This window comes from Nocardioides koreensis, from assembly GCF_039531775.1.
Classification (GTDB): Bacteria; Actinomycetota; Actinomycetes; order Propionibacteriales; family Nocardioidaceae; genus Nocardioides; species Nocardioides koreensis.
Genome location: NZ_BAAAQR010000001.1, coordinates 254,487 through 275,624, shown reverse-complemented (window position 1 = coordinate 275,624; position 21,138 = coordinate 254,487). Strand labels below are relative to the sequence as shown.

The 21,138-nt window shown below is 72.6% G+C and carries 19 protein-coding genes; 13 read left to right on the top strand and 6 right to left on the bottom strand.

Annotated features, from left to right (window positions below; genetic code table 11):
* Positions 1–42: 42 nt before the first annotated feature.
* Positions 43–960 carry a hypothetical protein gene (locus ABD268_RS01205; protein WP_344146344.1) on the bottom strand — a complete coding sequence of 306 codons (918 nt, stop codon included), beginning with the start codon at positions 958–960 and terminating at the stop codon, positions 43–45.
* 119 nt (positions 961–1,079) lie between these two features.
* On the opposite strand from ABD268_RS01205, the gene ABD268_RS01200 reads away from it, so the two are divergent.
* Genes ABD268_RS01200 through rimI form a run of 6 tightly spaced genes read left to right on the top strand, consistent with a single transcriptional unit; the run spans position 1,080 to position 7,342 of the window.
* A complete protein-coding gene (locus ABD268_RS01200) occupies positions 1,080–2,501 on the top strand; it encodes an NAD(P)H-hydrate dehydratase (RefSeq protein WP_344146341.1) in 1,422 nt (473 codons plus the stop codon).
* A 46-nt stretch (positions 2,502–2,547) separates the two neighbouring features.
* On the top strand, positions 2,548–3,711 hold the full coding sequence (gene alr / locus ABD268_RS01195; RefSeq protein ID WP_344146338.1) for an alanine racemase: 1,164 nt from the start codon (positions 2,548–2,550) through the stop codon (positions 3,709–3,711).
* A complete protein-coding gene (locus ABD268_RS01190; protein ID WP_344146335.1) occupies positions 3,708–4,796 on the top strand; it encodes an alpha/beta fold hydrolase in 1,089 nt (362 codons plus the stop codon). The genes alr and ABD268_RS01190 overlap by 4 nt, the downstream gene beginning before the upstream one ends.
* Positions 4,793–6,223 (top strand): tRNA (adenosine(37)-N6)-threonylcarbamoyltransferase complex ATPase subunit type 1 TsaE, encoded by a 1,431-nt coding sequence (gene tsaE / locus ABD268_RS22785; RefSeq protein WP_425573655.1) that lies wholly within the window; start codon positions 4,793–4,795, stop codon positions 6,221–6,223. The genes ABD268_RS01190 and tsaE overlap by 4 nt, the downstream gene beginning before the upstream one ends.
* 19 nt (positions 6,224–6,242) lie before the next feature.
* A complete protein-coding gene (tsaB, locus tag ABD268_RS01175) occupies positions 6,243–6,881 on the top strand; it encodes a tRNA (adenosine(37)-N6)-threonylcarbamoyltransferase complex dimerization subunit type 1 TsaB (RefSeq protein WP_344146332.1) in 639 nt (212 codons plus the stop codon).
* Entirely contained in the window at positions 6,878–7,342 is a 465-nt protein-coding gene (gene rimI, locus ABD268_RS01170; protein ID WP_344146329.1) for a ribosomal protein S18-alanine N-acetyltransferase, read from the top strand. Before tsaB ends, rimI begins: the two co-directional genes overlap by 4 nt.
* A gap of 24 nt (positions 7,343–7,366) precedes the next feature.
* Here rimI and ABD268_RS01165 read toward each other — a convergent pair whose 3' ends face one another.
* Positions 7,367–9,013, bottom strand: a complete 1,647-nt coding sequence (locus ABD268_RS01165; RefSeq protein WP_344146326.1) for an HAD family acid phosphatase — start codon at positions 9,011–9,013, stop codon at positions 7,367–7,369.
* Positions 9,014–9,258: 245 nt separating this feature from the next.
* Between ABD268_RS01165 and tsaD the strand changes: the two genes are divergently transcribed.
* Positions 9,259–10,302 carry a tRNA (adenosine(37)-N6)-threonylcarbamoyltransferase complex transferase subunit TsaD gene (tsaD, locus tag ABD268_RS01160; RefSeq protein ID WP_344146323.1) on the top strand — a complete coding sequence of 348 codons (1,044 nt, stop codon included), beginning with the start codon at positions 9,259–9,261 and terminating at the stop codon, positions 10,300–10,302.
* Between the two features lie 3 nt (positions 10,303–10,305).
* Here the strand turns inward: tsaD and ABD268_RS01155 are convergent, their stop codons facing one another.
* Together ABD268_RS01155 and ABD268_RS01150 are read right to left on the bottom strand one after the other, a co-directional pair.
* Positions 10,306–11,469, bottom strand: coding sequence for a WD40 repeat domain-containing protein (locus tag ABD268_RS01155; RefSeq protein ID WP_344146320.1), 1,164 nt, complete (start codon positions 11,467–11,469; stop codon positions 10,306–10,308).
* A complete protein-coding gene (locus tag ABD268_RS01150; RefSeq protein ID WP_344146317.1) occupies positions 11,466–12,032 on the bottom strand; it encodes a SigE family RNA polymerase sigma factor in 567 nt (188 codons plus the stop codon). The genes ABD268_RS01155 and ABD268_RS01150 overlap by 4 nt, the downstream gene beginning before the upstream one ends.
* Positions 12,033–12,176: 144 nt before the next feature.
* Between ABD268_RS01150 and ABD268_RS01145 the strand changes: the two genes are divergently transcribed.
* Positions 12,177–13,262: an S-(hydroxymethyl)mycothiol dehydrogenase gene (locus ABD268_RS01145; RefSeq protein WP_344146314.1), complete on the top strand. Its 1,086-nt coding sequence runs from the start codon at positions 12,177–12,179 to the stop codon at positions 13,260–13,262.
* The gene (locus ABD268_RS01140) at positions 13,259–13,879 is read left to right on the top strand and encodes an MBL fold metallo-hydrolase (protein WP_344146311.1); all 621 of its coding nucleotides are present in this window, start codon (positions 13,259–13,261) and stop codon (positions 13,877–13,879) included. Before ABD268_RS01145 ends, ABD268_RS01140 begins: the two co-directional genes overlap by 4 nt.
* Before the next feature lie 12 nt (positions 13,880–13,891).
* On the opposite strand, the gene ABD268_RS01135 is transcribed toward ABD268_RS01140, so the two are convergent.
* On the bottom strand, positions 13,892–15,070 hold the full coding sequence (locus ABD268_RS01135; RefSeq protein ID WP_344146308.1) for a class I SAM-dependent methyltransferase: 1,179 nt from the start codon (positions 15,068–15,070) through the stop codon (positions 13,892–13,894).
* A 228-nt stretch (positions 15,071–15,298) separates the two neighbouring features.
* Here ABD268_RS01135 and groES point away from each other — a divergent pair, with 228 nt between their 5' ends.
* Positions 15,299–15,592 (top strand): co-chaperone GroES, encoded by a 294-nt coding sequence (gene groES, locus ABD268_RS01130; RefSeq protein ID WP_185254692.1) that lies wholly within the window; start codon positions 15,299–15,301, stop codon positions 15,590–15,592.
* Between the two features lie 77 nt (positions 15,593–15,669).
* Complete coding sequence (gene groL / locus ABD268_RS01125; protein ID WP_344146305.1) at positions 15,670–17,301, top strand: chaperonin GroEL; 1,632 nt, start codon at positions 15,670–15,672, stop codon at positions 17,299–17,301.
* Between the two features lie 76 nt (positions 17,302–17,377).
* On the opposite strand, the gene ABD268_RS01120 is transcribed toward groL, so the two are convergent.
* Positions 17,378–18,460 carry a hypothetical protein gene (locus tag ABD268_RS01120; RefSeq protein ID WP_344146302.1) on the bottom strand — a complete coding sequence of 361 codons (1,083 nt, stop codon included), beginning with the start codon at positions 18,458–18,460 and terminating at the stop codon, positions 17,378–17,380.
* Positions 18,461–18,666: 206 nt separating this feature from the next.
* On the opposite strand from ABD268_RS01120, the gene ABD268_RS01115 reads away from it, so the two are divergent.
* Both ABD268_RS01115 and guaB read left to right on the top strand, forming a co-directional pair.
* Entirely contained in the window at positions 18,667–19,566 is a 900-nt protein-coding gene (locus tag ABD268_RS01115; protein WP_344146299.1) for a GNAT family N-acetyltransferase, read from the top strand.
* 39 nt (positions 19,567–19,605) lie between these two features.
* Positions 19,606–21,117 carry an IMP dehydrogenase gene (gene guaB / locus ABD268_RS01110; RefSeq protein ID WP_344146296.1) on the top strand — a complete coding sequence of 504 codons (1,512 nt, stop codon included), beginning with the start codon at positions 19,606–19,608 and terminating at the stop codon, positions 21,115–21,117.
* Positions 21,118–21,138 lie beyond the last annotated feature (21 nt).

The window sequence follows — 21,138 nt, the reverse complement described above, 5'->3', positions numbered from 1 at the left end:
GACCCACCGGGTCGTGTGGTGGAGAGTGCGCCAGGGCGCACGCTAGGCCGCACGACTTGGGACGCCGAGCCGGCGAAGATCACGCGCCACCTTCCAGGGCTCCTCCCGGAGCTCGCGCGCGGTGCAGCGGACCATCAGTCGATCGGGTGCACTCAGCTGCCGCTGCCGGGCCAGATCGTCCTCCCAATGCTGACTGTCCATGTGGAACGACCCGTCCACCTCGAGCACGAGGACGCGGCCGTCGGACAGTCGCCACTCGCAGTCGGTGAACCGGGTGCGACCGTCGGCGTCGATCCGCTGCAGTTGGCGGTCCGGGAGAGACAAGCCCTGGTCGCGGCACATGCGGACGACGTCCAGCTCGGCCACTGACTGCGATCCACCGGCAATGTCGCCGATGACCTGTCGGAACATGGGCGCCCACCGCAGCGGCCGCATGGCGTTCACCCAGTGGATCAGCGCCTCAGGTTCGGTCAGCCGCTGCTGCACGGCGGCCGCCACGACCCCCTGGGCCGTTCGGCGCGAGCGTTGGTAGGCGCCGAAGAGCAGGATGGCCGGCTCGACCCGGCAGGTCGGCAGTCCCGGGCCCGGCCTGCGCATCAGCTTGATCGCCCGACGTGTGCGGTGGAAGTCGATGCCGGGCACGTCCTCGACCTCGAGCTCGTCGGGGATGAGCACGGTGACCTCGTCGCGGTGCCAGTTGCGCAGGCCGGCCACCTCGGCCGCCGCGAGCCCGCCGACGACCGCTTCCGGCCCGGCGTGCAGCACGCCCAGCCACATCAGCTGCTCGCGCGACAGGGGCCCCGTGGTCGTGCTGATCACCATCGGCGAGCGCTCCGCCCACCGTCCGGCGGCGATCTGGTTGCGCACCCGCCACCTGTCGACCCCGAGCTCGTTGAGCTGCCTGCGCGAGAGCAGCCCGGCCTGCTCGTCCGCTGCCGCTCGCCAGCTCTCCCCGTCCATGCCGGAAGCGTGCTCTCTTCGACGCCAACCCGTCGTACCTCATCCACAGCCACCGAGTCGTGTGGTTGTGAGTGCGCCATCGCGCACTGTCAGCCACACGACCCGGTTAGGTTGGCGGCATGAGGAGCGCGCACACCGTCGAGCAGGTGCGGGAGGCCGAGGCGGCGCTGATGGCGCGGCTGCCGGAGGGTGCGCTGATGCAGCGGGCCGCGGCCGGCTTGGCGTACGCCGTGATCGACCTGCTCGGGTCGGCGTACGGGCGCCGGGTGCTGCTGCTGGTCGGCTCCGGCGACAACGGGGGCGATGCGCTGTACGCCGGGACGCTGCTGGCCCGGCGCGGCTGCCAGGTCGAGGCGTGGCTGCTCTCCGACAAGGCGCACCGGGCCGGCGTGGCCGCGCTGCGGTCCGCCGGCGGCCGGGTGACGGTGTGGTCTCGACAGGCTCGACCACCGGGTGCCACGAGACCACCGGGCGACGCCGGCCCCGAGGTGGTGGTGGACGGGATCGTCGGGATCGGCGGCCGCGGCGGGCTCCGGGTGGACGCGGCAGCAGCGCTCGCGGCGGTGCCGGGCGTCCCGGTGGTCGCCGTCGACACGCCGTCCGGGATCGGCGTCGACACCGGCGAGCTCGAGGGTGAGCACGTGTGCGCCGACGTCACCGTCACCTTCGGCACCCACAAGATCGCCCACCTCGTCGACCCCGCCGCCGCGGCCTGCGGCGCCGTCCACCTCGTCGACATCGGCCTCGACCTGCCCCCGGCGCCGGTCGAGGCGCTCCAGCCGGAGGACGTCGCGGCAATCCTGCCGCGCCCACGACCGGACGCCCACAAGTACACCCGCGGGGTCGTGGGCGTCCGCTGCGGCTCGGCGGCCTATCCCGGCGCCGGCCTGCTCAGCGTCGCCGGGGCGGCGACCGGGCTGTGCGGCATGGTGCGGTACGTCGGGGACCGCGCCGTCGCCGACCGGGTGCGGGAGGCGCACCCGGAGGTGGTCGGGGACGGGCGGGTGCAGGCCTGGGTCGTCGGCTCGGGCGGCGGCGAGCACGCGGGTCGCGAGCTGGCCGACGCCGTGGAGGACGGCGTCCCCGTCGTCGTCGACGCCGACGCGCTGGCCCACGTACGCGGCCGGCTGGGCGTGCCGGGTGTCCTCACCCCCCACGCCGGCGAGCTCGCCGCCATGCTCGGGACCGACCGGTCCGAGGTCGAGGCGCGCCCGCTGGCGCACGCCCGCCGGGCCGCGGACGAGCTCGGCGCCGTGGTCCTGCTCAAGGGGCGCCACACCCTCGTGGCCGAGCCCACCGGCCGGGTCCGTGCCACCACGACGGGGGTGCCGTGGCTCGCCACCGCGGGGGCCGGCGACGTCCTCGGCGGGCTGGTGGGGGCGCTGCTCGCGGCCGGCCTGGAGCCCTTCGACGCCGCGTCGCTCGGCTCCTGGCTGCACGGTGCTGCCGCCACCCTCGCCTCCGATGGCGGGCCGATCGTGGCGAGCGAGGTCGCCCGCCACGTCACCGCCGTCGTCCGGGAGCTCCCGGCCCGAGTCTGAACGGTCCCTGACGGGCTGCTGAGCGGTGATGGAAGAATCACCCCCCATGAGCCCCCCGCCGGTCGCGCGCGCCGAGATCGTGGTCGACCTGGCGGCGATCCGGCACAACGTCGCCACGCTGAGGCGGACGGTCTCGCCCGAGGGTGCGTCCCCCGTGCAGATGATGACCGTCGTGAAGGCCGACGGCTACGGCCACGGCATGGTCGCGGCAGCCGCGGCCGCCCGGCAGGCCGGCGCCGAGTGGCTCGGCGTCGCCACCCTCGACGAGGCGATGACGCTGCGCGGGGCCGGCGACACCGGCCGGGTGCTCTGCTGGCTGGCGGCCCCCGGCGAGGAGTACGCCGCCCCGGTCGCGGCCGGCGTCGACGTCACCGCCTCCTCGGTGGCCCAGCTGGACGAGATCGCGGCCGGCGTGGCCGCGGCCGGGTCTCCGGCGCGGCTCCAGCTCAAGGTCGACACCGGGCTCTCCCGCGGTGGGGCGACCGTGGCCGACTGGCCCGACGTCGTCGCCCGGGCCCGGGCAGGCGAGGAGGCCGGCACCTGGCAGGTGACCGGGATCTGGTCCCACTTCGCGTGCAGCGACGAGCCCGACCACCCCGCCAACGACGCCCAGGAGCGGGTGTTCGTCGAAGCCCTGGCCGTGGCCGAGGCGGCAGGCCTCCGGCCGGAGGTCCGCCACCTCGCGAACTCGGCGGCCGCCCTGCTCCGGCCCTCCTCGTGGTTCGACCTGGTGCGCTGCGGGCTGGCGTCGTACGGCCTCGACCCCGCACCCGGGCACTCGCCCGACCTGGGCCTGGTGCCCGCGATGACCGCGCGCGCCCGCCTGGTGCTCACCAAGCCGCTCGCGGCCGGCGCGAGCGTGTCCTACGGCCACACCTGGACCGCCGGTCAACCCACGACGGTGGGCCTGGTCCCCGCCGGGTACGGCGACGGCGTGCCCCGTCACGCCTCGAACAGCGCCGAGACCTGGGTCGCCGGGAAGCGGCGCCCCGTGCGCGGGCGGATCTGCATGGACCAGTTCGTCGTCGACCTGGAGGGTGACGAGGCCGGCGCCGGCGACGAGGTGGTCCTCTTCGGGACCGGGCGGGACGGCGAGCCGACCGCCCAGGACTGGGCCGAGGCGTGCGGCACCATCTCCTACGAGATCGTCACCCGGATCGGCGGTCGGATGACCCGCCGCCACGTCCACCCTGACGGAGGAGCCGAATGAGCCTGAAACGCAGGATCCTGGGACTCGCGGCCGGTGCTGCCGGCATCGCGGTGGCCGGCACGGCCGTCGGGGTGGCCCGGCACCGCCGGGTGATGGCCCGTCGCGGGGCGGGGGACGTCACCCCGTTCGGATCGCTGCGCTCCCGGCCGATCACGGTCGTCGCCGACGACGGGGTGCCCCTGCACGTCGAGGTCGACGAGTACGAACCCGTCGAGGACTCCGGCCGGCGTCGTACGTCGGGGGAGGCGCAGCCGCCGCTGACCGTCGTCTTCTGCCACGGCTACGCGCTCAACCTCGACTGCTGGCACTTCCAGCGCGCGGGCTACCGGGGGCTGGTCCGCACCGTCTACTACGACCAGCGCTCCCACGGCCGATCCGGCCGCTCGAGCCTGGGCCACGCCACCATCGACCAGCTCGGACGCGACCTGGAGCGGATCCTCGACGAGGTCGTGCCCGAGGGCCCGGTGGTCCTCGTCGGCCACTCGATGGGCGGGATGAGCATCATCGCGCTGGCCGAGCAGCACCCCGAGCTGTTCGGCGACCGGGTCGCCGGCGTCGCGCTGATCTCCACGACGGCCGGCGGCCTGGACCCGAGCCGGATCCTGCTCCCGGTCGTGCCGCTGTCCATCGGCGGCGGGATCACCCACCAGGTGGTCGCCCTGCTCGGCCGCGGCCACAAGAGCGTCGACCGGGTGCGCCGGCTGGGCCGCAACGTGGCGATGGTGGCCACCGACCTGTTCGCGTTCGGCGACGCCGTGCCCGCGGCGTACGTCGACTTCGTCGACCAGATGCTCTCCGACACGCCCTTCGAGGTGGTCGCGGAGTTCTTCGGGAGCTTCCGGCTGTTCGACAAGTTCCACGCGGTCGCGGCGCTCGAGGACGTGCCCACCGCGATCATCTGCGGCACCGCCGACCGGCTCACCTCGATCGGGCACAGCCGCAAGCTGCACGCCCACGTCCCCGGCTCGACCCTGCTGGAGTGCGAGAAGGCCGGACACATGGTGATCATGGAGCGCCACGACCAGGTCAACGCCGAGCTCGACCAGCTGATCGCCGCCGCGGCAGGTCTGGTGGACTCGCGGTGAGCCTGGAGATCCGCCACGTGGGCCCGGAGGGGGCCGAGGACGTCCGGGCCGTGGTGCTGCCCGCCTTCGAGGCGCGCCCGCCGCTCGACCCGCCGGCCGCGGCCCTGAGCGAGAGCCTGACCGAGCTGGCCGCGCTGCTCGCGAACGGCGCCGGTGGCCTGGTGGCCCGCTTCGAGGGCGAGGACGTGGGCGCGCTGGTGCTCGACCCCAAGGGCAGCACGATGTACCTGCGCCGCTTCGGGGTGCTGCCGAAGGCCCAGGGCCACGGCATCGCGAAGGTGCTCATCGACGCGGCCGTCGACGCGGCCCACGGCTACGACGACCTCACCGTGGTGACCCGCGAGGAGCTGCCGCGGACGCGGCGCTTCTGGGAGCGCCAGGGCTTTCGCGAGATCCGGCGGTCCTCGCCGAACGTCGAGCTGCGCCGCCCGCTGCGGACCTTCCTCTTCGACGCCCCCGATGCCGAGTCCATGCGCGAGATCGGCCGGGCGCTGGCCGGGCAGCTGGCCGCGGGGGACCTGGTCGTCCTCAGCGGTGAGCTGGGCGCGGGCAAGACCACGTTCACCCAGGGCGTGGGACAGGGGCTCGAGGTCCGCGGCGACGTCACCTCGCCGACGTTCGTGATCGCCCGGGAGCACCCGTCCCTGGCGGGGGGACCGGGCCTGGTCCACGTCGACGCCTACCGCCTCGGCGGGATCGAGGAGCTCGACGACCTCGACCTCGAGACCTCGCTGGACGACTCGGTGACCGTCGTGGAGTGGGGCGAGGGCGTGGCCGAGGGGCTGGCGGAGTCGCGCCTGGAGGTCCGAATCATCCGCGCCCTGGCCGACGAGGAGCTCGACTCCGACCTCGACCCGCGGCGGGTGCTGATGACGCCGATCGGGCCGCGCTGGTACGAGATGGAGGTGCCGTCCAGCCAGCGGCCGCCGCTGGCGGAGAAGCTCAACGAGAACCTCCTCCTCGACTTCTACCGCTGCCCCGAGTCCGAGCTGGCCGAGCTCGACCCGAGCATCCCGTTGCCGCTCTCGCTGATGGTGGCCGGGCACGCCGGCGGCGTGGTGATGGTGCACAACAGCTGGCGCGACGAGTGGGAGCTGCCCGGCGGCATGATCGACGACGGCGAGACCCCGCGCGAGGCCGCGCAGCGGGAGTTCCTCGAGGAGACCGGGGTGCCCGCCGGCGACGTCGAGTTCGTGGGGGTGGGGACGGTCCAGCTGGGCCACGAGCGACGCATCGAGTTCGTCGCGGTCTACCGCACCGTCCTCGAGGGGGAGGTCGACTTCGTGCCCAACGACGAGATCGACGAGCTGTGCACCTGGCAGCCCGGCTCGGAGCTGCCCGGCCTCTCCGGGATCGACGCCCATCTCGCCGAGCTGGCGGTCGACCCACCGGCGCCGGACCGCCCGGCGACCGGGGAGCCTGCGTAGCCGCAGTAGCCTTCGACCCGTGCTGCTCGCCTTCGACACCGCCACGCCGTACGTCTCCGTCGCCCTCCACGACGGCCGGGACGTGCTGGTCGAGCTGACCTCGGAGCGGCCGATGAAGCACGGCGAGCAGCTCGCGCCGCTGATCGAGCAGGCGCTCGGGCAGGCCGGGATCGTCCGGCAGGACCTCACCGCGATCGCGGTGGGCGTCGGCCCGGGCCCCTTCACCGGGCTGCGGGTCGGGCTGGTCACCGCGCGCACGCTCGCCTTCGTCCTCGGCATCCCCGTGCACGGCGTGTGCTCGCTCGACGTGCTCGCCGTCGAGGCTGTCGACACCGGGGTCGTGGACGGCCACTTCGTGGTGGCCACCGACGCCCGCCGCAAGGAGGTCTACCTGGCCTCCTACGACGTCGCCGCGACGCGGCTGCACGGGCCGCTGGTGGAGCACCCGGGAGCGGCCGCGACCGACCTGCCGGTCGTCGGCGAGGGAGCCACGCTCTACCCCGACTCGTTCCCGAACGCGGTCGGGCCGGTCCGGCCGAGTGCGGGCTGGCTGGCGCGCGTGGTGACCGGTGAGCGCGCGGAGCTGCACGACCCCGAGCCGCTCTACCTGCGGCGTCCGGACGCCGTCGCACCCGGCAAGCCCAAGCCCGTCTCGTGATCCGCGCCGCGGAGGCGGCCGACATCGCCGCGATCGCCGCGCTGGAGGAGGCCAACCTCGGCGCGGACGCCTGGTCCGAGGCACTGGTCGCCGAGGGGGTGAGCGGCCGGCTCCCGACGGTGCACTATCTCGTGGCCGAGGTGGAGGGCGACGTGGTCGGGCACGCGGCGGCCAGCATCGTGGCCGACGTCGCGGAGCTGCAGCGGATCGCGGTCGGTCGGGCCCACCGGCGTACCGGCCTCGCGACCGCCCTGCTCGAGCAGGTGCGCCTGCTCGCCGTCGACGGCGGTGCGGACCGGCTGCTGCTCGAGGTCCGCGAGGACAACGCCGGCGCGATCGCCTTCTACGAGTCCCAGGGGTTCGCCGAGCTCGCCCGGCGCCGGCTCTACTACCGCGACGGCGCCACCGCGGTCGTCCTCAGCCTGGGGCTGGAACGCCGCGACGGCGCCGTCGGGGGTTGATCGCTAGCTAGTGCGAGGCACGCCTCACGGGAGGTAGTACGTGGGGTTCGGCAGCTTCACGGCGCGCTCCGAGGAGCCACCGATCAGGTCGCTGAACTGGTCACCGAAGTTCGCGATGATCTTCAGGCCCATGTCCTGCTCGACGTGCCTGCGGGTCGAGGCCTTGTAGTCGATCGTCGAGTAGCCGTCCTTGCCGTCGACCGTGGGGTCGACGTACGCCGGGGGCTGGTCGGTGCTGGTCCACTTGGTGAAGTAGTACTGCGAGCGGAAGAGCGAGTTGTCGGTCTTCGCGTTGAAGTAGAACTTGGCGAGGTTGTCGAGCGTCGCGGTGCGCTGGGCGTTGTTGCGACCGGTCAGCCCGACGACCTTGCAGCCACCGGCGGCGGCGGCGCGGACGACCTTGACCATGCCCGGCGTCGCCGGGAAGCGCTCCTCCTGGACCCAGGTGTTCTGCAGCGGCGGGTCGAAGTTGAAGCCCATCGCCGCGTCCTCCATGTCGTAGGTCCACAGGGTGGTGTCGTCGGCGTCGAAGACGACCGCCGGCTTGATGCCCTGGGCCACGCCCCTCGCGCACTTGGCGCGCAGCTTGTGGCTCCACTTGGTCGAGAACGCACTCATCTCGCTGATGTACGGCGAGGTCTGCTTGTTCGCCTTGTGGGTGACGGGGTCCGCGCCGTAGTAGTTGCGGATCGTGGACTTCACCGAGTCGATGTTCGGGATGCCCTCGCCACCTTCGGTCGCGCCGCTGGAGCCGTTCGGCGCCATGGTGAACTCGGTGCGCGGGGTGAGCTCGGAGTCGCTCGCCGGGGCGCCCGCGATGTTCGGGCTCGGCAGGTAGTACGTCGGGTTCGGCAGCTTGACGCTGTTGAGCGAGTAGCCGCCCTGCAGGTCGGAGAACTGGTCGCCGAGGTTCAGGACGATCTTGACGCCGTCGGTCTCCTCGATGTGCTTGCGGGTGAAGGCCTTGTACTCCACCGTCGAGCAGCTGTCGGCGGCGCTGCCGTCGGCGGTGCAGTCGACGTAGGACGGGACCGCGTCGCCCTTGTTCCACTTCGTGTAGAAGTTGGCGTTGTCGAACTGGGTGTAGCCGACCTTCTCCAGGTTGGAGACGGTGGCGTCCTCCTGGCTGGCGCTGCGGCCGGTGACGCCGTAGACGTGGTAGCCCTTGGCCTCGACGGCGTCCACGAAGTCCACCATGCCGGGGGTGGCCGGGAAGGCCTCCTTCATGACCCACTCGTCGTTCTGGAGCTTCGGGTCGAAGTTGAAGTGCATCGCCCCGTCCTCCATGTCGTAGGTCCAGAGCGTGGTGTCGTCGGCGTCGAAGACGACCGCGAGGTTCGGCGCCGGGGCGTCCGGCATCTGCGACAGGATGTTCGCCTCCATCGCCTTCATCTCGGTGATGTAGGGGGAGTCGGTCTTGCTCGCGATGCCCTTCGAGTCCGCGCCGTAGTAGGTGCGGATCGTCGACTTCACCGAGTCGATGTTGGGGATCTGGGCGCCCTTGGCGGTGAGCCCGGTCGAGCCGTCCGGCTGCATCACGAAGTGCGAGTGCGGGACCAGCTTGGCGTCGTCGACGACGCGGGCGTCGGCGGTGGCGGGGGTGAGGAGGAGTGCTGCTGACGCCGTGACGACGAGGGCGGCACGAGTTCGGGTGGTTCCCGGAATTCGCATGTGGTGCTCCGAGTCTTGATGTGAGAGAGACAACAAACTCGGACAACCTACGACTGCGAGCCGCCGCCCGCAGGGAGACTCACCGATTCACAGGTCCGGAGGCGAAGGTGTGGGCCACGGAGTACCCGAGCCGGCGGTACACGGCGCGCAGGTGCCCGGTGCCGTCGGCCTCGCGCCGCAGCGCACCGACGGCCACCAGCCGCCCCCGGCGGCGGCCCCGCCCCGGGGCCCCGCACAATGGCAGGGTGAACGAACCCTTGGTCCTCGGCATCGAGACGTCGTGCGACGAGACGGGTGTCGGCATCGTCCGCGGCAACACGCTCCTCGCCGACGCGGTCGCGAGCAGCGTCGAGGAGCACGCCCGGTTCGGCGGGGTCGTGCCCGAGGTCGCGAGCCGCGCCCACCTCGAGGCGATGGTCCCCACGATCGAGCGCGCCTGCGAGACCGCCGGCATCGCGCTCGGCGACGTGGACGCGGTCGCGGTCACCAACGGCCCCGGCCTGGCCGGCGCGCTGCTGGTCGGTGTCGCCGCGGCCAAGGCGCTCGCGGTCGGGCTCGGCAAGCCGATCTACGGCGTCAACCACCTCGCCTCGCACGTGGCCGTCGACCAGCTCGAGCACGGGCCGCTGCCCGAGCCGTGCCTGGCGATGCTCGTCAGCGGCGGGCACTCGAGCCTGCTGCGGGTCCACGACGTCACCACCGGCGTCGACCCGATGGGCTCGACGATCGACGACGCGGCGGGTGAGGCGTTCGACAAGGTGGCCCGCCTGCTCGGTCTGCCGTTCCCCGGAGGCCCGCACATCGACCGGGCCGCCCGCGAGGGGGACAGCGTGTACGTCGACTTCCCGCGCGGGCTCACGTCGCGCCGGGACCTCGAGCGCCACCGCTTCGACTTCTCGTTCTCGGGCCTCAAGACGGCCGTCGCCCGCTGGGTCGAGGCCCGCGAGCGCGCCGGGGAGCCGGTGCCGGTCAACGACGTGGCGGCCAGCTTCCAGGAGGCGGTCTGCGACGTGCTGACCCGCAAGGCGATCGACGCCGCCGTGACCGAGGGCATCGAGGACATCCTGATCGGCGGCGGCGTCGCCGCGAACTCCCGGCTCCGCTCGATGGCCGAGGAGCGGGCGGCCGCGAAGGGCATCCGCGTGCGGGTCCCGCGCCCCGGCCTGTGCACCGACAACGGCGCGATGGTCGCCGCGCTCGGCTCCGAGATGGTGTCGCGGGGCCGGACCCCGTCGCCCCTGGACCTGCCGGCCGACTCCTCCCTGCCGGTCACCAGCGTGCTGGCCTGAGAGTCACTCCGACGGCAGGAACTCCGAGAGGATCTCCGGGTTGCGACCTGCCACCGGTCCCGCGAGGACCTCGGGGTCCCCGAAGTCCAGCGCGACACGGACCAGCGACCACTGGTTGTCCTCGAGCCCGACCGTCGCGGCGAGGAGGTGCGTCGCGTCGGCCCACGCGTAGCGGCTGACGACCTGCGAGCCGGGTGGCTGCCAGGTGCCGACCCGCTCCAGGCCGAGGTCGAACACGTCAACCTTGCCGACCATGTTGTTGTCACCCTCGGCGGCCGTGAGGTACTGGCCGTCGGGGGAGAAGTCCAGGTTCGAGGCGTAGTTGCAGTTCCTCGCAACGACCCGGTCTGCCTCGGGGTCGTAGAGACCCGCGCACGGGAGCTGCGGAACCGAGCCGGCATGCGGCAGCTGCACCGCCCACAGCCTCCCGTCAGGGCTCACGTCGGTGATGCGCAGCGGCTTGACAGCTGTCAGGTCCCGGGCCCCGTCGAGCGTGGCCGTGGCGGACGTGGTGGTGCCGTCCCCGGCGTACACCGTGCACCCGCCGGCGGCGCAGTCGGACCCGGTGACCGCGTCGATGGTGGGGACGGTCTCCCCGGGCAGCGGGATCCCGCTCAGGGCCACCGGCTCCGCGACGCCGCTCTCGAGCACCTCGACCCGGTGGCTGTCGTCGGCCCAGGCGACCAGGTCGTCGTCCGGGCTCATCGTGATCGCGTTGACCGGGACCCGGTAGCGGGCTTCGAGATCACCGTCGGGGGAGAAGACCTGGATCGCCTGCGGACGAGACGTCGCGGCGACGATCCGGCCGTCCGTCAGGAGGCCGAGCTGGGTCACGTCGGCGTTGTCGAGGTCCACGCCGACGGTGCTGCCGTCGGGGAGGGTCACCCGTCCGTCGTGCAGCACGGCGGTGTGCCCGGCCCGGGAGGGGGTGGGCGCCGGGTCGGGACCGTCGGCGCGGTCCAGGCTGCCGGACAGCACGGCGGGGACGACCGCGACCACCGCCACCGCCGCGGCGACTGCTGCCGCCGCCGTCGCGCGGCGGCGGCGACGGATCCGGTGCGCGCGACCGCGCACGTCGGTGAAGGAGAGCGGCGCGTCGTACAGGGCGTCGGCGCGGTGGCGCAGCTCGCGAACGACCTCGTCGGTCATGGGGTCCTGGGTGCTCATCGCTCCTCCTCCCGGGGGTCCAGGGTGGCGGGTGTGCGCTCACGCAGGGCGGCGAGCGCGCGGCTGGTCTGGGACTTCACGGTTCCGACGGAGATGCCGAGGACGTCCGCTGTCTCGGCCTCGGTCATCTCCTCGTAGTAGCGCAGGACCAGGACGGCCCGCGCCTTGCGGGGCAGCGTCTGCACCAGCGCCCACAGCTCGTCGTTGCGGCCGTCGTAGTGCCTGTCGAGGACCGGTGCCCCCTCGGGCACCTCGTCGGTGGCGCGCTCACGGCGCTTCCAGCCGCGCCGCCACAGCGAGTTGTTCTCGTTGACCATGATCCGCCGCACGTAGGCGTCCACGGACTCCCGGTCGCGCACCCGGTCCCACGCCAGGTACAGCTTGGCCAGCGAGGTCTGCAGGACGTCCTCGGCCTGGTGCCGGTCGCCGGTCAGCAGGTACGCCGTGCGCAGCAGCGCGGGCTGCCGCGCGGCGAGGTACGCCGTGAACTCGGCGTCCCGCTCGGCTCCCCGTCCCGACACCACGGCCTCCGATCCCGAGCCCGGCTGGGCTGTGAGCTGCATCTTCTCCTCCGTCCCTACGGGTGGAGGACGCGGGCGTGCCGGAGAAGGTTGCAATCAGTGCGTCGACCGGACCGACCAGCGGCTCCCTAAGGTGGCAGGAGTCGGTTTGCACGTGCCCGCGCCGGGCGGACGAGAGGACAACGAATGCAACAGGTCAAGGCGGTCATCGCGCGCGCCAAGGGGCAGCCCGTCGAGGTGACGACCATCAACGTGCCCGACCCGGGCCCGGGTGAGGCGCTGGTGAAGGTGCAGGCCTGCGGGGTCTGCCACACCGACCTGCACTACCGCGAGGGCGGCATCAACGACGACTTCCCGTTCCTGCTCGGCCACGAGGCCGCGGGCGTGGTCGAGGCAGTCGGGGACGACGTCACCAGCGTCGCCCCGGGTGACTTCGTGGTCCTCAACTGGCGCGCGGTGTGCGGTGACTGTCGCGCCTGCGACCGGGGCGAGCCGTGGTACTGCTTCGCCACCCACAACGCCACCCAGAAGATGACCCTCGAGGACGGCACCGAGCTCTCGCCGGCGCTGGGCATCGGCGCCTTCGCCGAGAAGACCCTGGTCGCGGCGGGGCAGTGCACCAAGGTCGACCCGTCGGCGCGTCCCGCCGCCGTCGGCCTCCTCGGCTGCGGTGTGATGGCCGGCATCGGCGCGGCGATCAACACCGGTGCCGTGACCCGCGGCAAGTCCGTCGCGGTGATCGGGTGCGGTGGTGTCGGCGTGGCCGCGGTGGCCGGGTCGGCCCTCGCCGGCGCGAGCCCGGTCATCGCCGTGGACATCGACCCCAAGAAGCTCGAGGCCGCGAAGAAGCTGGGCGCGACCCACATCGTCGACTCCTCGCAGACCGACCCGGTGGCGGCGATCCAGGAGCTCACCGGTGGCTTCGGTGCCGACGTGGTCGTCGAGGCGGTCGGCCGCCCCGAGACCTGGAGGCAGGCGTTCTACGCCCGCGACCTCGCCGGCACCGTCGTGCTGGTCGGCGTCCCCACCCCCGACATGTTGGTCCCCGACATCCCGCTCATCGACGTCTTCGGCCGCGGTGGGTCGCTGAAGTCCAGCTGGTACGGCGACTGCCTGCCGTCGCGGGACTTCCCGATGCTGGTCGACCTCTACCAGCAGGGCCGCCTGGACCTCGATGCGTTCGTGACCGAGGAGATCGGCATCGACGACGTGGAGGCCGCGTTCGACCGGATGCACGCAGGCGACGTGCTGCGCTCGGTGGTGATCCTGTGACCGCCCGCGTAGACCACGCCGTGTCCAGCGGCACCTTCAGCCTCGACGGCGAGACCTTCGACGTCGACAACAACATCTGGGTCGTCGGCGACGACTCCGAGTGCGTGGTGATCGACGCCCCGCACTCGGTCGACGACATCATGGCGGTGGTGGGGGACCGCACGGTGAAGGCGATCCTGCTGACCCACGCCCACGACGACCACTGCCGGGTCGCTCCCCCGCTGCGCGAGCGGGTCAACGGTGGGCAGGGTGCCCCGATCCTGCTGCACCCCGACGACAAGCCCCTCTGGGAGCTGACCCACACCGACCGGCTCTGGGACGTCGACCTCGAGGACGGCTTCGAGATCACGGTCGGCGGCAGCACCCTGCGGGCGATCCACACGCCCGGGCACGCCCCGGGTGCGGTGTGCTTCCACGCCCCGGAGCTCGGCTGCGTGTTCACCGGCGACACCCTGTTCCAGGGCGGGCCGGGGGCGACCGGCCGGTCGTTCAGCGACGAGGACGTCATCAAGCGGTCCATCCGGGCCCGGCTGTTCGAGCTGCCGCCCGAGACCGTCGTGCACACCGGGCACGGTGACGACACCACGATCGGCGCCGAGCGGGAGGCCCTGGGCTGAGGCTCCGGACGGTCAGAACGGGCGGACCAGCAGCGCCGTACCGTGCCCGGCGACCCGGGTCAGCACGATCGTGGCCTCGGTGTCGCCGCTGAGCGCGAGCCGCTTGCGGAGCTGGTCCGGGACCACGTCGACGCCGCGCTTCTTGATCGTCAGCGTGCCCACCCCGCGCTCGCGGAGCGCGGCGCGCAGCGGCTTCTCGCGGTAGGGCAGCTCCTCGAGGATCTCGTAGCCGCGCGCGAACGGCGTGTGCGCCGGCACGTCGGAGGTCACGTAGGCGATGTGCTCGTCGACGAGCCCGCCGTGGACCGCGGCGGCCACGGCGGTGACCAGGCCGGCCCGGATCACCGCACCGTCCGGCTCGTAGAGGAACCGTCGGACCGGGACCACCCCGGCGCCGGGGTCGTCCTCGTCGGTCAGCGTCGCCAGCCCGCCGCTCCCGATCACCGTGGCCCGGCGCGCCGTCGTCGCGAGCCGCCCCGACCACAGGGCCGCCTCCTTGACCTCGCCGTGGTCACTGACCCACTCGGCCTCGACGCCCTGGGGGACCAGCTCGTGGGGAATCCCCGGCGCGACCTTCACGCAGGAGTCCCGGCGCAGCAGCCCCTCCACGAAGGACCACGGCGGCGTCCAGTCGTCGACGTCGAAGGTCCGGCCCCGGCCGGTACGCCGGGCCGGGTCGGCGAAGGCGACGTCGAAGGGAGCGGTGCTGACCTCGGTCGCGTCGGCGACCTGGACCGCGCCCTCGAGGCCGAGCGCCGAGAGGTTCGCAGCGGCCACCTCGACCCGCAACGGGTCCAGGTCGATGCCGGCGCAGATGAGGCCGGTCTCGGCGAACGCCACCAGGTCCCCGCCGATGCCGCAGCCGAGGTCGATGACCGTCCGCGCCGACGCGGCGCCCAGCCGGGCGGCGCGGTGCCGGGCCACGGGCAGGCGGGTGGCCTGCTCGAGGCCGTCGGGGGTGAAGTACATCCGGGGGGCGAGGTCGCCGAACTTCGCCACGGCCCGACGGCGCAGCGTCGCCTGGGTCATGGCGGCGGCGACGTGTCCGGGGGTCTGCGGGGTGGAGCCGACCGAGGCCCGCCGCAGGGCGGTCTGCGCGCGCAGGGGATCCTCCTCCGCCACCTCCTCGGCGGCGGCCAGCAGCCGCTGGCCGTCGTCGGTCAGCAGCCAGCGGAAGTCGTCGAGGTCCATGGAACCGATCCTTCCAGAGGGCCCGGCCCAGACCTTTGCTGGCACTCATTCAGGCCGAGTGCTAACGTCTGGACTGGCACTCTCACCATGAGGGTGCCAGCGCTTGCGAGCGAAGTACGACCCCCGCGACGGCGTACCTCCCAGCAAGCCCCAACGTCCGGAGGACTCCCGTCACCCGGAGTGCTCCAGCCCTACGTCAGACAAGTGGAGAAAGTGGAGGTCGACATCGTGTCGGTCAACATCAAGCCCCTCGAGGACCGCATCGTCGTCAAGCCGCTCGAGGCCGAGCAGACCACGGCGTCCGGCCTGGTCATCCCCGACACCGCCAAGGAGAAGCCCCAGGAGGGCGAGGTCGTGGCGACCGGTCCGGGTCGCATCGACGACAACGGCAACCGCGTCCCGCTGGACGTGGCCGTCGGCGACAAGGTCATCTACAGCAAGTACGGCGGCACCGAGGTCAAGTACGCCGGGTCGGAGTTCCTCATCCTCTCCGCCCGCGACGTGCTGGCCGTCGTTTCCTGATTTTCCCTGGGTCGTGTGCCTGACGACGCGCCATGGCGCGTTCTCAGGCACACGACCCGATCTCTTTGAGGAGAGCAATGCCGAAGATTCTTGAGTTCGACGAGGGCGCCCGCCGGGCGCTCGAGCGGGGCGTGGACGCGCTCGCCAACGCCGTCAAGGTGACGCTGGGCCCCAAGGGCCGCTACGTCGTCCTCGACAAGAAGTGGGGCGCACCGACCATCACCAACGACGGCGTGACCGTCGCGCGTGAGATCGAGCTGGACGACCCGTTCGAGAACATGGGCGCGCAGCTGACCAAGGAGGTCGCCACCAAGACGAACGACGTCGCGGGTGACGGCACCACCACCGCCACCGTGCTGGCCCAGGCGATGGTCCACGAGGGCCTGCGCGCCGTGGCCGCCGGCGCCAACCCGATGGGGCTCAAGCGGGGCATGGACGCCGCGGCCGAGGCCGTCGGCGACGCGCTGCGCGAGGCGGCCCGCGAGGTCGACTCCAAGGAGGACATGGCGTCGGTCGCCACGATCTCCAGCCGCGACTCCCACATCGGTGAGCTGCTCGCCGAGGCCTTCGACAAGGTCGGCAAGGACGGCGTGATCACCGTCGAGGAGTCCAACACCATGGGCACCGAGCTGGAGTTCACCGAGGGGATGCAGTTCGACAAGGGCTACATCTCGCAGTACTTCGTCTCCGACCCCGAGCGCATGGAGGCCGTCCTCGACGAGCCCTACATCCTGCTGCACCAGGGCAAGATCTCGGCGATCGCCGACCTTCTGCCGCTGCTCGAGAAGGTCATCCAGGCCGGCAAGCCGCTGTTCATCCTCGCCGAGGACGTCGAGGGCGAGGCTCTCTCGACCCTGGTCGTGAACAAGATCCGTGGCACCTTCAACGCCGTCGCGGTGAAGGCCCCGGCCTTCGGCGACCGTCGCAAGGCGATGATGCAGGACATCGCGACCCTGACCGGTGGTCAGGTCGTGGCCCCGGAGGTCGGCCTCAAGCTCGACCAGGTCGGCCTCGAGGTCCTCGGCCAGGCGCGCCGCGTCGTCATCACCAAGGACAACACCACGATCGTCGACGGCGCCGGTGACGCCGCCGAGGTCGAGGGTCGCGTCAACCAGATCAAGGCCGAGATCGAGTCCACCGACTCCGACTGGGACCGCGAGAAGCTCCAGGAGCGCCTCGCGAAGCTCGCCGGCGGCGTGTGCGTGATCAAGGTCGGCGCCGCCACCGAGGTGGAGCTGAAGGAGAAGAAGCACCGCATCGAGGACGCCGTCTCCGCGACGCGCGCCGCGATCGAGGAGGGCATCGTCCCCGGCGGTGGCTCCGCGCTCATCCACGCGGTGTCGGTCCTCGACGACAACCTCGGCCTGACCGGTGACGAGGCCGTCGGCGTCCGGATCGTCCGCAAGTCGGCCGACGAGCCGCTGCGCTGGATCGCCGAGAACGGCGGCCAGAACGGCTACGTCGTGACCACCAAGGTCCGCGAGCTCGGCGTCGGCAACGGCTACAACGCCGCCACCGAGGAGTACGGCGACCTGGTCGCCCAGGGCGTCCTGGACCCGGTCAAGGTGACCCGCTCCGCGCTGGTCAACGCCACCTCGATCGCGGGCATGCTGCTCACGACCGAGACCTTGGTCGTCGAGAAGCCCGAGGACGAGGACGAGAACGGCGCGGCCGCCGGCCACGGCCACGGTCACGGCCACGGCCACTGACCCGTCGCAGCTCCTGCGCTGAAACGCGTCGACCCGTCGTCAGCTGACGACGGGTCGACGCGTTTCTCGTTCCAGCTCACGACGGGTCGGCGAGGCGGACGACCAGGACCGTCGTGGGGTCGCCGTGGCGGTCATTGCCGCGCGGCCAGATCATGAGCGGCCGGTCACCGGGACCGGCGGCGGGCGGCGTCCCGGCCAGGCTGCTGCGGCCGGAGACGTCGAAGAGCCGGCCGGTGGCGAGGTCGTAGGAGTACCAGTAGAAGGACACGGTCCGGTCGCTCACCTGCATCACACCCTCGTCGCTCTCGACCCGCAGGTCGGCGACGACGCCGTCCTCGCGGTCCACCACGAACGTCGGGGAGTGGTCGCCGCAGTGGCTGTCGACGGCGACCCGGTCCCCGTTGCCCAGGATCGTCTCCCACCTCGAGCCGACCGAGCAGCCGCCGGGGAGGGCGACCGTCACCGTGTCGCCGGTCGCCACCTCGCGCAGGGCGACCGAGTCGGGCCCACCGTCAGTGCGCCGCACGGCGTACGCCAGGACGCCGCCGGCGAGCGTCGGGGTGGAGAACCTCCCCTGGTGCTCGAGGCTGCCCGGCCTGCCGAACCGGACCGACCAGACGTCGTCGGGGGAATCGTGGTCGTAGCCGGGCCCGGTCTTGAACCACGCGGTGTCGGCGTCGAGCCCCAGGACTGTGTAGTGGCGAGCGCGCGGGACCTCGGGCAGCGTGAAGTGCCGGCGGTGGCCCGTCGAGCGATCGAGCCGGACCAGGTCGCGCAGCGGACCCGGTGCCGGGCGGACGAACCAGACCGTGCTCGACGTCGCAGAGAGGACGTCGGCGGAGCCGCCGAGGTCGGGCAGCCGGGTGCGACGGCCGGACCGCGGGTCGAGCAGCGCGTGCTCCACGTCGTACGACTTCGTGTACCGGGTGAGCAGGACCTCCCCGCTCTCTATGACCCCGGACGCGCTCCGGGCGTCCCGGTCGCGCAGGGTGCGGACCAGACGGTAGTCACGGCCCTCCTGCGGGCGCACCGCGTCGTCGGCGCGGACAACCGGGGGAGGCCCGGCCGCCTCGGCCCCACCGTGGTCGGTGGCGCACGCGGCCGTCGCCGCTGCTGCGGCGAGCAGGGCCAGGCCCGAGATCGCCAGTCGTCCCCGCACGGCCCCACCTTCCCCCGTCGACCAGCGTCCCGTCCGCGGTTCAGCGAAGCTCGCCGATCCACTGGGTCGCACCGTGGCCGCTCCCGACATTTTGGGTCGCAGCCCCGGGCGCGCCGGTGTGACGCGCCGGAAACACCGACGACCCCGACCGGCAACGTCGTCCCCGCAGAGTGAGGCCATCCGCGCATCGACGAGGGGGAGAGCCCGTGTTGTGGAGAGTTCGCACCACCCTGCCCGACCGACCCGGCTCGCTGGCCGTCCTGGCCCGGAGCTGCGGTGAGGCCGGGGTGAACATCCTCGGCCTGCAGATCTTCCCGGGGATCGAGTCGGTCACCGACGAGCTGGTGCTGCGCACCCCGGAGGGCTGGGGGCTGCCGGAGATCGCACGCCTCGTGGAGGCCTCCGGGGGGCTCGCGGTGACTGCCGCCCCGTGCACCGAGGCGGCCCTCAGCGACCAGCCCACGCGCTACGTCCACGCGGCGCGCACGATCCTGGCCCGGCCGGCGTCGTTTCCCGAGGTCGTGGCGACGCTCTTCGACGCCGAGGCCGACCCGGAGCAGGGGCAGCTCGGGCCCGTCCAGGACGTGATGGACATGACGGTGGGCGACGTGCAGGTGCAGGTCCGGCGTACCGCGCCGTTCACCGCCACCGAGCACGCCCGCGGCTCCGCGATCGCCGAGCTGGTCTCCGACGTGCTGGCCCGGGGCCGCGAGACCGCGGTCCCGCCGACCCCGGGCCGGCGGGTCGGGGCCGGCTCGACGCCGGAGTACGTCATCGACGGGGACACGGTCCGGGCGCTGATCGACGGCACCCCGGTCGGTCTCGCCGTGGTCCGCGACGCTGTCGAGGACCCCGAGGTGCGCCCGGTGACGCTGCGCGTCGACCCGGCCTGGCAGCGACGCGGGATCGGCACCCGGCTGCTGGTCGACGCGGCCCGGCTCGCGGGCTCGATGGGGGCCGCGGAGATCGTGCTGACCACCCGCGCGGACAACCAGGCGGTGCTGCCGATGGTGCTCGCCGCGGGGCTGCGCGCCCGGATCCGGATGGCGGCCGACCAGCTGACGGTGCGGGTCCCGGTCCGCTCGCTGCGGCCGCTGCGGACCTGACCCCCGGCGGCTCGGCCCGGCCACCCGGCGCTCGGTAGGATGAGCCGGGTGGAGCTCCCCGAGAAGTTCGCCGCCCTGGGCCTGACCTACGACGACGTCCTGCTGCTGCCGGGTCACTCCGACCTCGCGCCGTCGGACATCGACACGACCTCGCGGCTGACCCGCGAGATCTCGCTGAGGGTGCCGCTCGTCAGCGCCGCGATGGACACGGTCACCGAGTCGCGGATGGCGATCGCGATGGCGCGCCAGGGTGGCCTCGGCGTGCTGCACCGCAACCTCTCGATCGAGGACCAGGCCTACCAGGTCGACCTGGTGAAGCGGACCCAGACCGGCATCATCTCCAACCCGGTCACGATCGGGCCGGACGCGACGCTGGAGGACCTCGACCGGATCTGCGGCGAGTACCGCGTCTCCGGGCTGCCGGTCGTCGACCCCGGGAACCGGCTGCTGGGGATCATCACCAACCGCGACCTGCGCTTCACCCCGGTCGCGGAGTGGGCGACCACCAAGGTCGACGAGGTGATGACCCCGATGCCGCTGATCACCGGCCCGGTCGGAATCTCGCGCGACGAGGCGACGCTGCTGCTGCGCAAGCACAAGCGCGAGCGCCTGCCGCTGGTCGACGAGGAAGGCCGGCTGGCCGGCCTGATCACGGTCAAGGACTTCGTGAAGTCCGAGCAGTTCCCGCACGCGTCGTACGACGGCGACGGCCGGCTGCTCGTCGGTGCCGCGATCGGCTACTTCGGTGACGCCTGGCAGCGCGCCACGACGCTGGTGGAGGCCGGGGTCGACGTGCTCGTGGCCGACACCGCCCACGGCAACGTCCGGCTGCTGCTCGACATGGTCCGGCGGCTCAAGACCGACCCCGCCACCCGGCACGTGCAGGTCATCGGCGGCAACGTCGCCACCCGGGAGGGTGCCCAGGCCTTCGTCGACGCCGGCTCCGACGCCGTCAAGGTGGGCGTGGGTCCCGGCTCGATCTGCACGACCCGTGTGGTGACCGGTGTGGGTGTCCCGCAGGTCACCGCGGTCCACGAGGCCTCGCTGGCGACCAAGCCGGCCGGCGTACCCCTCATCGCCGACGGCGGCATGAAGCACTCAGGCGAGATCGCCAAGGCCATCGTGGCCGGCGCCGACAGCGTCATGCTGGGCTCGCTGCTCGCCGGGTGCGAGGAGTCCCCGGGGGAGCTGGTCTTCGTCAACGGCAAGCAGTACAAGGCCTACCGCGGCATGGGGTCGCTCGGGGCGATGTCGAGCCGCGGCAAGAAGTCCTACTCCAAGGACCGGTACTTCCAGGCCGAGGTCTCCAGCGACGACAAGATCGTGCCCGAGGGGATCGAGGGCCAGGTCGCCTACCGGGGCCCGCTGGCCGCGGTCTCGCACCAGCTCATCGGCGGTCTCAACCAGTCGATGTTCTACGTCGGCGCCCGCACCGTCCCCGAGCTGCAGGAGAAGGGCCGCTTCGTGCGGATCACCTCCGCCTCGCTCAACGAGAGCCACCCGCACGACGTGCAGATGACCGTCGAGGCCCCCAACTACACGGGACGCTGAGTCTCGACAGGCTCGACCACC

Coding starts and splice junctions, on each gene's coding strand:
- ABD268_RS01205 (WP_344146344.1), bottom strand. CDS start 960: ATGGACGGGGAGAGCTGGCGAGCGGCAGCGGACGAGCAGGCCGGGCTG.
- ABD268_RS01200 (WP_344146341.1), top strand. CDS start 1,080: ATGAGGAGCGCGCACACCGTCGAGCAGGTGCGGGAGGCCGAGGCGGCG.
- alr (WP_344146338.1), top strand. CDS start 2,548: ATGAGCCCCCCGCCGGTCGCGCGCGCCGAGATCGTGGTCGACCTGGCG.
- ABD268_RS01190 (WP_344146335.1), top strand. CDS start 3,708: ATGAGCCTGAAACGCAGGATCCTGGGACTCGCGGCCGGTGCTGCCGGC.
- ABD268_RS01165 (WP_344146326.1), bottom strand. CDS start 9,013: ATGCGAATTCCGGGAACCACCCGAACTCGTGCCGCCCTCGTCGTCACG.
- ABD268_RS01155 (WP_344146320.1), bottom strand. CDS start 11,469: ATGAGCACCCAGGACCCCATGACCGACGAGGTCGTTCGCGAGCTGCGC.
- ABD268_RS01150 (WP_344146317.1), bottom strand. CDS start 12,032: ATGCAGCTCACAGCCCAGCCGGGCTCGGGATCGGAGGCCGTGGTGTCG.
- ABD268_RS01145 (WP_344146314.1), top strand. CDS start 12,177: ATGCAACAGGTCAAGGCGGTCATCGCGCGCGCCAAGGGGCAGCCCGTC.
- ABD268_RS01135 (WP_344146308.1), bottom strand. CDS start 15,070: ATGGACCTCGACGACTTCCGCTGGCTGCTGACCGACGACGGCCAGCGG.
- groL (WP_344146305.1), top strand. CDS start 15,670: ATGCCGAAGATTCTTGAGTTCGACGAGGGCGCCCGCCGGGCGCTCGAG.
- guaB (WP_344146296.1), top strand. CDS start 19,606: ATGAGCCGGGTGGAGCTCCCCGAGAAGTTCGCCGCCCTGGGCCTGACC.